Origin of the sequence: Pseudoalteromonas sp. NZS11_1, from assembly GCF_015864275.1 — a bacterium.
GTDB lineage: Bacteria > Pseudomonadota > Gammaproteobacteria > Enterobacterales > Alteromonadaceae > Pseudoalteromonas > Pseudoalteromonas arctica.
This window is the reverse complement of the sequence record NZ_JADYXK010000019.1, coordinates 70,755-83,909: the sequence shown is the minus strand read 5'-3', so window position 1 is coordinate 83,909 and position 13,155 is coordinate 70,755. Positions and strand designations below refer to the sequence as shown.

At 37.5% G+C, this 13,155-nt stretch carries 14 protein-coding genes; 10 read left to right on the top strand and 4 right to left on the bottom strand.

Translation table 11 applies throughout. The features are described from left to right. Positions 1-135 precede the first annotated feature (135 nt). The 3 genes from I6F44_RS13900 (at position 136) to I6F44_RS13890 (ending at position 1,688) form a co-directional block, all read left to right on the top strand. Complete coding sequence (locus I6F44_RS13900) at positions 136-534, top strand: hypothetical protein (protein ID WP_197173991.1); 399 nt, start codon at positions 136-138, stop codon at positions 532-534. 259 nt (positions 535-793) lie between these two features. Continuing rightward, positions 794-1,156, top strand: coding sequence for a hypothetical protein (locus I6F44_RS13895; protein ID WP_197173990.1), 363 nt, complete (start codon positions 794-796; stop codon positions 1,154-1,156). A gap of 148 nt (positions 1,157-1,304) precedes the next feature. Further along, entirely contained in the window at positions 1,305-1,688 is a 384-nt protein-coding gene (locus I6F44_RS13890) for a retropepsin-like aspartic protease (protein WP_331459073.1), read from the top strand. Between the two features lie 120 nt (positions 1,689-1,808). Here the strand turns inward: I6F44_RS13890 and I6F44_RS13885 are convergent, their stop codons facing one another. Continuing rightward, a complete protein-coding gene (locus tag I6F44_RS13885; RefSeq protein WP_197173989.1) occupies positions 1,809-2,843 on the bottom strand; it encodes a methionine synthase in 1,035 nt (344 codons plus the stop codon). Between the two features lie 78 nt (positions 2,844-2,921). Then, positions 2,922-3,899 carry a DUF1852 domain-containing protein gene (locus I6F44_RS13880; protein WP_008136414.1) on the bottom strand — a complete coding sequence of 326 codons (978 nt, stop codon included), beginning with the start codon at positions 3,897-3,899 and terminating at the stop codon, positions 2,922-2,924. A gap of 613 nt (positions 3,900-4,512) precedes the next feature. On the opposite strand from I6F44_RS13880, the gene I6F44_RS13875 reads away from it, so the two are divergent. The 7 genes from I6F44_RS13875 (at position 4,513) to I6F44_RS13845 (ending at position 11,452) form a co-directional block, all read left to right on the top strand. After that, positions 4,513-5,262 carry an ATP-binding protein gene (locus I6F44_RS13875; RefSeq protein WP_197173988.1) on the top strand — a complete coding sequence of 250 codons (750 nt, stop codon included), beginning with the start codon at positions 4,513-4,515 and terminating at the stop codon, positions 5,260-5,262. A gap of 135 nt (positions 5,263-5,397) precedes the next feature. Then, positions 5,398-6,411: a DUF5924 family protein gene (locus tag I6F44_RS13870; RefSeq protein ID WP_197173987.1), complete on the top strand. Its 1,014-nt coding sequence runs from the start codon at positions 5,398-5,400 to the stop codon at positions 6,409-6,411. A gap of 72 nt (positions 6,412-6,483) precedes the next feature. Then, on the top strand, positions 6,484-6,720 hold the full coding sequence (locus tag I6F44_RS13865; RefSeq protein ID WP_121955291.1) for a hypothetical protein: 237 nt from the start codon (positions 6,484-6,486) through the stop codon (positions 6,718-6,720). Between the two features lie 393 nt (positions 6,721-7,113). Beyond that, the gene (locus I6F44_RS13860) at positions 7,114-7,917 is read left to right on the top strand and encodes a hypothetical protein (protein ID WP_197173986.1); all 804 of its coding nucleotides are present in this window, start codon (positions 7,114-7,116) and stop codon (positions 7,915-7,917) included. Positions 7,918-8,060: 143 nt separating this feature from the next. After that, positions 8,061-8,720: an NADPH-dependent FMN reductase gene (locus I6F44_RS13855; RefSeq protein ID WP_007582767.1), complete on the top strand. Its 660-nt coding sequence runs from the start codon at positions 8,061-8,063 to the stop codon at positions 8,718-8,720. 266 nt (positions 8,721-8,986) lie between these two features. After that, on the top strand, positions 8,987-9,436 hold the full coding sequence (locus I6F44_RS13850) for a hypothetical protein (protein ID WP_197173985.1): 450 nt from the start codon (positions 8,987-8,989) through the stop codon (positions 9,434-9,436). 198 nt (positions 9,437-9,634) lie between these two features. Next, positions 9,635-11,452, top strand: coding sequence for a protein kinase domain-containing protein (locus I6F44_RS13845; RefSeq protein WP_197173984.1), 1,818 nt, complete (start codon positions 9,635-9,637; stop codon positions 11,450-11,452). Between the two features lie 106 nt (positions 11,453-11,558). On the opposite strand, the gene I6F44_RS13840 is transcribed toward I6F44_RS13845, so the two are convergent. Beyond that, positions 11,559-12,089: a hypothetical protein gene (locus I6F44_RS13840; protein ID WP_197173983.1), complete on the bottom strand. Its 531-nt coding sequence runs from the start codon at positions 12,087-12,089 to the stop codon at positions 11,559-11,561. A 13-nt stretch (positions 12,090-12,102) separates the two neighbouring features. Continuing rightward, positions 12,103-13,110 carry a YHYH protein gene (locus I6F44_RS13835; protein WP_024593629.1) on the bottom strand — a complete coding sequence of 336 codons (1,008 nt, stop codon included), beginning with the start codon at positions 13,108-13,110 and terminating at the stop codon, positions 12,103-12,105. Between the last annotated feature and the right edge of the window lie 45 nt (positions 13,111-13,155).

The following is a 13,155-nucleotide window of genomic DNA, read 5'->3' as shown; positions in this document are numbered from 1 at the left end:
CAAACACTTCTATATTCTGCGTAAAAATACAGTAATCAATTGAACCAAAATAGGAACTCAGCTATGGTTTGTTTATCAATAAAAACAAATTTAAAAACGAGTTAATCTACAGGCTCGTTATGTGTTTTTCAAACTATGAGTAAATTTAAAGTTTTATTAATCCCTGTAGCTGCTTTACTAGGAGCGCTATTAGGTTATTTTCTAGCACCGCCACAACCACTTTATCCCTTTGCAGGTGAAAAGCATGAACTTGAACTCATTTACTATATTGAGCTTCATATAATCATTTATTTAGGTTTCTTTTCAGCATGCATTACATTTTCATTTTCTAAGCTCCTCAATACTTCCATAAGTTTAGCCATCGGTTCATTAATTTCAGTTGGTTTGTTTATTGGCGCAATAGGTGATTTAAGGAGCGGAGCTATACCTTATTACAGTTTTCGCGAAATAGTTGTATATGTTGTTGGTTGTATTTCTTGGTATGGTATAGTTTATTTGTTCAGTAGCTTTTCCAATAAAAACAAAGTGGTATAAACACATAACAAGCCAACTAAGCAGGACTATAGCTAGAGAACGTATGCAGAAAATTTTAGTTTTAGCAGTTTTTTTAGTTTTTAGTTTCTGGTTTTGTGGAAGCAGAATCTGATCCTTGTGAGTCAACCCAATATCCAGTTAAATGGGAATCTGAATTAGTGCATCCCGAATCTTATGAGCTTCCAGCCATTTTCTACAAACTAATTATTTAAAGGTAATTTTACCTGTATCAAAAGCGATAGACTTTGTTAAAAATAATATGGCAAACCATAAGGCATTTTTAAAAGACGCTAAAGCTTACATACTTGAAAGCTTATCTAAATTGCCAAAAAACAAACTTATAGACCACTCAAACCTCTTAATTGCAACAGATGGCTTGCAAGGACGAGAGTTGAGTAAAGCTATTCATGTTATGGCTGGATATCAAGGGCTATTCGAGGGATTACTATTAAAAAATGAGGCGTCAGTTAGTATTAATGGTAATTGGGTAAATTCATCAAGCGTTACTTACATGGTAGGCAATGATTCTGCTCCCTTGGATGACTTGAGTTTTGTTCATAAGTTAATTGTTTCTAATTCAAACCAAGTAGTGTTTGAAAAATGTTGGCTAGATAGAAAATAGCCATATAACAAAACGCGCTGAGGTGGGCGACTAGTAAAATTTGCCTATTAATTGTGGGAAGCTGAAAATAGTAAGTAAGATTTTAAAAACTTTATAACAAGGAACGTATATGAATTTATCTGAAGGCAAAACTGTAATTGAGTTTTAAATATCAGAAACAGGCCACCAAATTGTTGAAGCTAAAATTAACGGTAAATTGTTACGTTTTATTTTAGATACTGGCGCTGGAACATCTGTTTTAGACAGGGGATGCCTAAGTGAGCTAGGCATTGAAGAGACACTAAATGTTGAGAATGCAGCAGGCTTGGGCACTTCTGATCACGCAATGGGGGATGTAGAGGTTCATTCAATAGAATTAGGAAATGCCTTATTTGAGAGTCCTGATTTTGTATCACTTAATCTTGACCATGTTCAGATTGCAGGTGGTGAAAAGGGAGTACATGGCTTATTAGGCTCTCCCTTTTTTATTCAATACCAAGCTGTTATCGATTTTTCAAAAAACAGGCTAGAGCTTTTTAATGAAAAAAATTAAGTATCTAACCTAAACTTTGTTCTTTAGTAAATTTTAACTAGCGCACCATGTTTATGGGCTTAATTATGGCATGGTGCGACAGCTGTTATTGTTTACAATTTGTATTTTAAAGCTACTTTTCTAGTTCTTTTCTAATAATTCTTTTCTTATAATTTCAGCCCCAGCGCTCAAGGCATTTAATTTGCCGTTAGCTATATGGTGAGGTAGTGGAGCCATGCCGCAGTTTGTACACGGGTAGAGTTTGTCGGCATCTACAAATTGCAGTGCTTTACGTAGCGTATTAGCTACTTCTTCTGGCGTTTCGATTCTGTGATTTGCTACATCAATTGCGCCTACCATTACTTTTTTACCGCGAATAAGTTCTAGTAAATCCATTGGTACATGCGAGTTATGGCACTCTAGTGAGATAATATCGATATTAGATTGCTGAAGCTTAGGGAATGCTTCTTCGTACTGTCGCCATTCGCTTCCTAGTGTTTTTTTCCAATCTGTATTTGCTTTAATGCCGTAGCCATAGCAAATATGCACTGCGGTTTCGCATTTAAGCCCTTCAATTGCGCGCTCTAAACAGGCAATTCCCCAGTCGTTCACTTCATCAAAAAATACGTTAAACGCGGGCTCATCAAATTGGATGATATCAACGCCTGCGGCTTCTAATTCTTTTGCTTCTTGATTGAGTATTATGGCAAATTCCCATGCTAGTTTTTCGCGGCTTTTATAATGATCATCATAAAGCGTGTCGATCATTGTCATTGGGCCTGGCAATGCCCATTTTATTGGTTGTTTGGTTTGCTTGCGTAAAAATTTAACGTCTTCAACAAACACAGACTTTTGACGGCTGACAGGGCCCACAACTGTAGGTACGCTTGCGTCGTATCGGTCACGAATTTTTACTGTTTTACGTTTTTCAAAGTCAACGCCATTTAGGTGCTCTATAAATGTAGTTACAAAATGCTGCCTTGTTTGCTCGCCATCGCTAACAATATCAATGCCTGCTTGTTGTTGGTCGAATAATGACAAGCGTAGGGCGTCGTGTTTGCCTTGGGTTAATTCGTCACCTTGTAATTTCCAAGGTGACCAAAGTGTTTCTGGCTCTGCAAGCCATAAAGGCTTAGGTAAACTGCCAGCGGTAGATGTAGGTAGTAATATTTTCATAATAAATAATGCCGTATATTTTAGTTAATTATTAAACGTATCGTTAAGCGCGTTATTACTGCTTGTTACTATTAGTTGTTATGACAGATAGCTAGTAGAGAATTGCTCAAGAACCGTTTGATACGGCTTGATAAAATGCTCTTGTGCAAACTTGCCTTGCTCATTTGCTAACTTGCCGCGCTCTTCTCGGTCATACACAATTTGCGTTAGTGAATGATCCAAGTTTTTTAAGTTTGGTTTATATGATTTACCCGCTGTTGCGTTGGCATTATAAATCTCTGGTCTGTAGATTTTTTGAAACGTTTCCATCGTACTAATGGTGCTTATAAGCTCAAGATTGCTGTAATCATTAAGTAAATCACCAAAGAAAAACAATGCCAAAGGCGCTGCACTATTTGGCGGCATAAAGTAACGTACCTGCAAGCCCATTTTTTTGAAGTATTGCTCAGTTAAAGACGATTCATTTGGTTCGTATTCTACGCCAAGTACCGGGTGTTGGTTTTCGGTGCGGTTGTAGGTTTTGTTATCTGACACACTTAGGCATATAACCGGTGGTTTTTTAAAGTTTTGTTTGTATGTATCCGAATTTACGAATGACTGAAATAGCTTGCCATGTAAAACCCCAAAGTCATCTGGAATGCTAAATTGAGGCTTGCCTTTATTATGCTCTTGTAGAAGTACGCTAAAATCGTAGTCGCGCACATACGATGAAAAGTTGTTTCCTACAATACCTTCAATGCGTTTATTTGTTTTATGATCAACAATATTTGTTTTTAATATTTCGATAGAGGGGAAGCTTTCGCCGCCATCTTCAATACCTATCTCAACAGAGATAATTTCAAGCTCAACAGCATAACGCTCACCTTTGGTGTTATCCCAGTGGGCTAGGGCATTAAAACGGTTGTTAATCATGTTTAAGGCGTTACGCAAGTTTGCTTTGCGGTATTCACCTCTGGCTAAATTAGCAAAGTTGGTTGTGATACGCGTATTAGTTGATGGATGATAATTTTCGTCGAGTGAAACGCTCTTAATATTAAATGTAAAATCTTTTTTCATCGTGTTTATATCCAATTTAATAATTTAAACCTGATTGATGCTCTGCGCTTTATTAGCCTTGCAACTTACTTAGCTGATTTTGTTATTCAGCGGCTTTAAGTTGTTAGTAATAGTGTTTAGCGCTAAGTGATGAGTAATTTATACGTGGGTTGGTACATGAAGAAAAACGGTTTAATTTCACATAAAACATGAGTCATATTCATTAATCATTATTGTTAGATTCGATAACGTAGCAATTGGCGAAAAAAAGGCACAAATCGGTAAAAATAAAGGATAGATGTTTAGCCGTTTAGACTTCCTTTGTTTTGGTGTACACTTTATTCATGTTGAACATGAGGAATATTCAAATAGTTTTTTTGTGGCTATATCAGTATGTTAGTTAAGTTTTTAGCATATTGCGTCGCTGTTTATAATAAATGTCGTCACGGGTAAGTTCCATCTAGCTATATAAGTAGATACCTTAGCTAATCTAATCTCAAAAGATAAACCGACTTTTCTGAGTACGTATATAAATGCTTGTAAATTAATAAAAGGCTATAAACCATATTAATGGCAATGCCAGTGCGTTAAGTAAGTTATACTCGTTTTTCATCACCTCACCTATTGAGTATTCGTGGATATCAAAGGCACTTGTATTGCATCAACTATTGATGAGCATGGCCCTGTTTATGTATATCAAACAAAAAAGAATCTTATTCTCAGCTTTGACGGAAAAATTTATCAAAGCTGTATTAAATTAAATAGTATTAACGGGTTAAGCTTAGCTTATACGCAAGCTATGATGGCTGCGCTTTTTTTTATTCCGCACTTAAAAACCGCGATGATAATGGGACTTGGGGCGGGCTCTATCGCAAAAAGTCTTTATCATGCGTTTCCTGCATTGACTATACATACCGTTGAATACCGCAAAGCCGTTGCTGATATGGCTATAAAATATTTTGAAGTCCCCGTGTCAGAACGTTTGTTTATTCATATTGATGATGCGGCAAACTACATGAAAAAAACGCAGATAAAAACGGACGTTATTTTTTCTGATTTATATAGCTCAGAAGGGATGGAATCAGATCAGGTGCAATCATCCTACTTACGCGATTGTAAAAATGCGCTTACTTTTGATGGTGTTTTAGTACTTAATATTTGCCATACCAAAATTGGGCAGAGGGAAGCGTTCGATCAACTACTTGAGAAAGAGTTTGCAGGAAAGATTCTTAGTTTTATTATTGAAGGCGGTAATAAAATTGTTTTTGCTTTTAACAATACAATACCTGCACTTAGTGAAGACGAATTACTTGCTAAGGCTCACGCGTTACAAAAATTAATAAACGTAACAATGACGCGCTATGCCGGGCTTTTATTTAATTAAAATGGTTAGTTTGATGTACTGTTAAATGGCGCGTTTAAATCCATCCGTCTATCTGTTGTTCATTTAAACTTGGTTAAACTAATCGTACTCTGAACAAAAATAATAAAGTACATACCCGTACGGAAACACTCATACATGGATTACTGTAAAAATATAATCGCTAAATTTATAAGCGCGATGCAAAGGCGGCCTGGATTATTGGCTGTGATGTCATTTTTGTCGGGTGTTGCTAGCTTTGCACTAGTAGATAGAAAAGAGTCTTTTTCACAATTTATTGCAATATTTTTGCTTGTTAGTTGGTTGTGGCTAATTATTGATAATTGGCTACGTGACAAAGTAGAAGAAAATTTTGGTGTGGCTGTATCTCCTAATGTAATGCGTTTTGCTCTGCAAATGGTGCAACAAGAAAGCCTATTTTTTGCTTTGCCGTTTTTTTTAGCGGTTACGCAGTGGGATCATCCTCAAGCAATTTTTACTTCCCTTATTGCTTTGTGTGCGGTTATATCGGTTATAGACCCCTTTTATTACAAAAAACTTGCTAGAAACCGTACGTTATTTAGTGTGTTTCATAACTTTGCTTTATTCGTTGTTTTGCTTGTTACTTTACCTATTTTGTTAAACCTTACAACGAGCCAAAGTTTAGCCGCAGCTCTTGTAACGGCTGTAGTGGTTACTCTACCGAGTTTAAACAATTTAATGCCTAATGCACGCTGGTGGCGTTTTCCTATTCTTGTATTGATTTTATGTGCTTTGAGCACTGCTGTGTGGCAATTAAGGAGCTATGTGCCTCCTGCTGCGCTGCGATTAACCGATATTACGTTAGCTCATGAAGTTGATTTACAGCATAAAAAGCCAGTAGGGAGTATTAAACAGTTAGACTCTTATACACTGCACCATCAAGGTTTATATAGTTGGACCGCTGTTAAAGCACCAAGAGGCTTAAATGAAAAAATATTTCATGTGTGGCTTCATAATAAAAAAGAAGTTGATCGGATCACGTTAAATATAAATGGCGGGAGAGAGCTAGGGTACAGAGCATGGACCCACAAGGTAAACTTCCCTAGTGACTCTGTTGGTAAGTGGCAAGTAAAAGTAGTCACCGAATCAGGTCAGTTAATAGGTTTAACGAAATTTACTGTTACACCTTAATTAACTTAGCTGGCTGTATTTTAAACACATAGCTGATATAGTTTTTGTATTCCAAACTAATGGACATAGTTAATGAGTATTGCATTTGATATTTTTATTTGGCTAATAGTTGATACTGGTTTGAGCTTTTTATTTTACTCGACCGGCTGGCTGCTATTAAAAGTGGTAACGTTTGGGCAGTATAAAAGCGAGTTTAAGGATTTTGCATCTTATAAAGCGAGTAAAGCTAGAAGAGTCGACTTAATCTTCTTACTCGGTTTTTGTTTTTATGTTGCACTCATTGCCGTTATGGCTTATTTAAGTCACTAAACTGGCCAACAAATTAGGTTAATAATTTTAAGAATAATAAGCAGCTTAATGAGTTATTGCTGCTTATAGTTTTCCCCTTTATCGCACTTTTTTACACTTCCTACTTATACTTTTCCTGTTTTTGCAATAGGGAACACCTCACCGTGAGTACTATAACTATCATTTTACTATTAAATTAAGTACCTGCTATAGCATTGCTCGGTGCGTATATAGCTTTGGTTTGTTGGTTGAAATCCGAGCTAATTGCAACTTGTAGTTTATGGGTAATACTTAGTAAATACTTCAAATCTAATAAATAAAACAATATATATGCATCCATTTATTGCGCTAACACGTTTTATAACAATACTATGCGCCACTTTTTACCATTTATGATGGTTTTGGACTTAATAAATGACTCACTATTTAAAATATGTATTTGTTATTACGACTCTAGCGGGAGTAAATACAGCTTACGCACAAGCAAAAACACAAGAGCACTATCAAGAGCTTGAAGTGGGCGTAGGCGGAAATATTAAGCATACCCATACTGACGTAAATTATAAAAATAAAGAGTTTGATTTACATATACACCCATTATGGGAAAGCCGATATGTAACCGAAGGTCGGGATAACCTTGCCGGTAATGGTATTGCATCAATTGCTACTGAGTTTAATTATAAAAACTTTGCGGTGATCCCTTGGGCGGCAAAAGGTATTAGTAGTGATTATTCAGAGCTTAATTTAAATACTATTTATACCGCTCACTTATCTGAGCGGATAGAGATGTATGTAGGTTATAACTATATTAAAGCTCGTGAAGAAGGCATTGATGCTCACGATAATGAGCTAAGCCTCGACTTTGCGTATTTTTATGCAGACGATATTCAGTTGTTAAGTAGTGTTTATCATTCATTTGATGCCAGCGGTACATTTTTGGAGTTGGCAGTAAAAAAAGATTTTTATATTAACGATTTATTATCAGTAGATATTCAATCAGGCGTGGGGTTTAACGCGGGGTATGTTAGTGATGGGCACAACGGAGTAAACAACGTTAAGTTTACTGCAAACTTGTCGTATCAGCTTTTTAATCAGTTAGCCTTATACACATATACAAGCTATAGCATTGCAGTTAATAAAGATGAAAAACGCTTTGTAGGTGACGAGACACTTCGAAATATATTTTGGGGTGGTGTAGGGCTAAGTTATCAATACTAGGGCGTGTTTGCTTTTCGAGGGTGAGTTTACAGCTTTTAAATTATTCGTATGTTTTGAATCAATAAACCATGCGTATGTGTAATACACAATAACTAAAAAATGTTAGTGTTTAGCTATCGTTTAAACACAGTTGAGAATTACATATGAAGTTTTTAGTATTTTTAGGCACAGTACGCGATAGTACACCACCAAAGCCAGCTCGCTTAGGTTTAAGGGTTTCTAGGGCTTGTATAGAATGCTTAACAGAGCATTTTGGCGATCATGAGTTTGAGCTAATTGATGCGTTGGATTTTCCTAGCGAAAACGTATTTAAACCACATTTTGCATACGCTAATAGTAATGCACCTACAGAGCTCACTCTATTAGCTGATAAAATTAAAGCCGCAGATGGTTATATAATGATTAGCCCTGAGTACAATCACAGCATGAGTCCAGCCCTCGCTGACTTACTTAATCATTTTGGTAGCTCACTATTTTCGTATAAACCAAGTGCAATAGTAACTTACTCAGCAGGACAGTGGGGGGGCGTAAGAGCGGCCATTAGCATGCGTACTTTTTTATCTGAACTTGGCTGTTTGCCGGTATCGGCTATGATCCACGTGCCAAAAGCGCAAGATGTGTTTAGTGAGGATGGCAAACCTGTTGCAGGAGAGAGTCAATCATCGTGGTTTAATTATTTCTCACGTACGTTTGGCCAACTAATATGGTGGGCGCAGGCTGCTAAAGAACATACCGAGGTGGTTGACCCACAAAGTTTGCTAAAAAGCTTTAAAACAGATCCTTCTCAGCGCAATGCACCTTAATACCCGCTAACTAATTGTTTGGATTGATTATAGAAACATGGCTGCATATAGTGGTATCATTAACGCTACATATTTTTAATAATGCATAATACCAATTCGCAATAATAGTTAATCAATTTAAGGGATTAAATCGCTAACTGCATTAAAAATTTTTGATATAGAACAACTCAATAACGAAATTTTGCTTTGTTATCAATACGGTTTTCTTGCCTCAAAATAGATTACTTAATTATGCGAATTGGTGTAAGAAACAAGGAAATTGTGTCTTGAAATATCTAGCCTTACTAAGTGTGCTAACGCTTAGTGCATGTAGTTCTGTTCCCCATAAAATTGAAATGAGCCAAAGTACGGCTGCAAATATGAACCTTATCGCTTTAACTGAGCAAAGTGCACCAAAGGGGGTTGCTGGCACTTACCAGTTTCATATTGAAGCGGCGGGAGTTCAGGGGAGTTGGTTGTATTTAAATACAGAAACTGATTATCGTGACAGGCGTTCAATTACGGTATCAATACAGCCTAATGTGGTAGCAGAGCTTCAAAGTAAATACGGGCAACCAGCAGACACCTTTTTTATTGATAAAACAATAGAAGTAACAGGCGAAGCTAAACGAGTAACTATCGATTTTATGAGCCGTGGTAGAGCTACTAATAAATATTATTATCAAACGCACATAGCTGTGTCATCACTTAAGCAGCTTCGTGTTATTGAAAGTTAGCAAAAAGCAATGCACTGTATTTATATACAGTACATTGTAAAAGCTTACTTTGAGCTTTAACGTTTACACTTAAATTTACTGCTATGGCGCTACTTTAGCGCTGTTTTATTCCACGATTTCAAAACTCTTATTTAACCTATTGTAATCTCATTACATAAAACTAATAATTGGTTAGTTTTATAAGTTTGAGTACCTGTATTGAAAGCCAAAGAAATCCGCAATTTTTATATCAACGAAGAGCAATCTGTTTATTTGCTTTCGCACCGCGATGCTAAAAAACACCGCCAGTGGCTTAATATTTGTATTAAGCAGTTAACACTGCTGGGCTACAAAAACGTTGAAATGATTGGTTCAGGAGCTTTTGGTTTTGTGTTTGCAGGTGATGACGATAACGGCTTACCTTGGGTATTTAAGTTTTCGCGTATTACGCTTGCCCAAAGTGTACGTGACCGCCTAGAAGACGAAGCGTATATGCTTTCGCAAATTAATAACCCCTTAGTGCCTACCTTTTATGCGTTTGAGCGAATTAAAAAACAAGGGATTTTAATGATGGCTCGCGCCATTGGAGAGGATCTGGAAAAAGTATCGCTTAAAACAGGGCGCTTTAGTGCCGCGCAAATAATGGCGCTAGCTGTTAGGTTACGTAATGTATTAATTGATTTACGCAGCCACAAAAATGGCGTTAGCCCACAACCTATAGTGCATGGCGATATAAAACCTTCAAACCTTGTTTGGGATGCAAACACTGATGCGCTGTCGTTAGTGGATTGGGGCAGCTCTGTGTATGCACAGCTCGATAGTGATGGTAACCCTGTTGCGAGTAACTTTATGGATTTAATGTCGGGCGATTTAAGCACAACTAATGCGCGTATGGGCGATGTGTACTTTATTGGTGAAGCGCAAATGTCGGGGGAGCAATCATCCCCACGATTTGACGAGCAAGGTGTAGCCGCTACGTTGTATGCGTTAGCGTCGGCGCAGTCGTGTCGCTTTGGTGCACAAGCTATACCTGCAAGCAGCTTAGGGCTTCCAAAAGAGCTGGCTAAAGTAATTGACGGTATGCTTTCTAAAAGTAAGGCACAACGTGATGGTGCTGGTGATTACTTTATGCGTAACATTACAACTATGGCGAAAGCGTATTTACCTGAATTTGCTAAAAAACAAAAAAAAGCAGATATCCCTTTTTGGTATGGTAGCGATGAGCAGCCAGATACGGTTGTGTATAGCTCACGAAAACAATTTTTACGCCAGGCTGATCATAATCAACAATTACTAGATATAAACGACGCGCAACTTGACCGTTATTACAAAGAGTTTTTGTTTGATACAGGCGATACCGAAAAAGCATTTTTAGCATCTATAAGCCGATTAGCAAAGTATCCTGTAGTAGGCGGGCTTAGTTTTCATTGGAGAGATGAGTCGTTATTTGTTGAATCGTCTTTAATTATGCATGACGAATCATTGGGTGATGCGTTTAGTGATGCGATTAATAATACGGTTATGCTTGCGCAAGCGATTAATCAAAAAGGGCTATTTAAGTGCTGTTTGTTTGATGCCCGTAAAACTATTCAACTAGAGCGAGATGGCACGGGGGCATTTAAGTTTGATAGCCTACCAGAGCTTGAATACGAAGTAGTAAGTATGAAAGCAAATGACATAACCCGCCCGCATTCATACTTTGAAGACGGTAAAGACCCTGACGAGCAACTACAGCTACCTAAAAAAGTTATTAAGTGCGTATTTGAGCTTAACCAAATTCATCATACGGGGTGTATTATTTTTGAAGCACTGCCTGATAGAATGAAAATTCACCATTACTACCGATTACTCGATTCGACCAAAGAAGTTGAGTTTAAACGCCTTCTTAATAAACTCATGCAATACGCGGTAAATATTACTGACGTTGGTGTTGCGGGCTTTATGAAACTCCCTTATAAAAACACCCGTGAGTTTAGTTTATGTGAGCAGCAAGAAGAGCATTACTTTCCTAAAAATCCTAAGCTTGTATCTTTATAGAAAAAGCACTTAACTAAAGAGTATTAAATAAGAAGACAAAGATAAAAAAGAGCACAAATTGGTTTAACTTGTACTCTTTGCCACTTAATTATTTAGGTAAGTATTACTAATTATTAAACACCTTACTAAAGGGCGATGTTGGTGATAGCTCAAATTGATGAGTTAGCTTTTGCGTTTTATTAGTCGCTGTTATTTGATAATGCTGCTTGTGCTCATTGTTACTAAATAGCTTAACGTTAAAGTTAACTTTGGTTAATTTACTGGGCAAAGAGTAGCGCCCAGTAATGGTTACTTGGTCTATATTGTCGCTTTTATGTGTATGCGACGCTTCTGGGTTTAGTAAAAGTCCGTCAATAGTAAATTTATACTGATGTTCTGCTAAATAAACGTTCTTTTTAACTCGCTTACTTATTTGTTTTTTATGAGCATTAAACTCAACTATTGATACTTTGCCATCCTTATCTTCATCAACCCCTTTAAAAGCCGACATAGGGATTGAAAGCACAATAAACACGTTATTATCAACAAAATTCAGCGTACCGTGATCTGCAACCATTAAATGCGCGTTTGCTAAATTTGGCATAATCAACAAACCCAAAGTAGTCATACTCAGTAGACCTCTTTTTATATAAGGCATAGCTTACTCCTAACTAAACTTCGCCTTTAACACAGCGTTGAAAAAACGGGTAAGTGTCTGTTGCGTAGTAGTGGTATATCCCATCAGGAAACTCAGGCGTTACACCAACGCGGCCATTACATTCATCTAAATCACCAGAGCCTGCTACGTATTCCCAATCTTGTGCAAATGTACCTAATGGGTATATATCGGTAGAAGGGCGGTTTGCGCTTACGGTTGTTATGTGTTGGTAGCTACCGGTCATTGCGGTTAGGGCTGAAGTTGCATCACTTGAGTCTGAATAGCCGTAACGTGCATATATAGGAAAGCCATCTGCTGCCCAGCCTATTAGAGTCATAGTGGTGCTATTGCCACCTCGCATTGCTACAAAGCCTTCTGGCATACCATGATAGTGATATGTGCCATCGGGTTGTACATGTGCATTGTTGTCGTCTGTTCCAAAACTAAACGTGTCTTGGCTTAGGGCTTCTATATTCCAGTTGCCGCTGTTGTCGCCTAAATCGCAATCGGTGCCAGAATCATCACAACTTCCGCCTGTGCCTGCGTCTATTTTAATGCCATTAAGTACAACGCCTATCATTCCACGAGGACCACCAAGCATAGTTGCTTGTGTTGTTTCTATAGGCTCAAGTGTGTAGCTTTCATTTACTGATTGTTCAGAAATAGTATTTGGGTTATCAGCATTAGGGAATGTACCTACTTCGTGATCGGGTATGCCATTAGCTGCTAAGTCGCGTGTAGTTCCTGTGCATGACCAATCTGCAGCGCTGGTGGCTTGTACTGACTCTGACTCGTTATATTCACTGTAGCTATATTCACAAAGTACACTTTGGGTTGAACTGCTGGTACCTGTGCCATTATCTGTGGTGGTTTGTGATGAGCTTTCTGTAGTTTCTGAGCTATCAGCTATGCCTTCTCCACCTCCACATGCAACTAACGATGAAACAATTAAAGCAAGAGAAGTGAGCTTTAAAGCATTTATCCTATTTCGATTTTTATTATTAAGTGCGTATTGTTTCATTGCTGCCTACCTGATCAATTAAGTTACTCAAACAATAATCAGCAA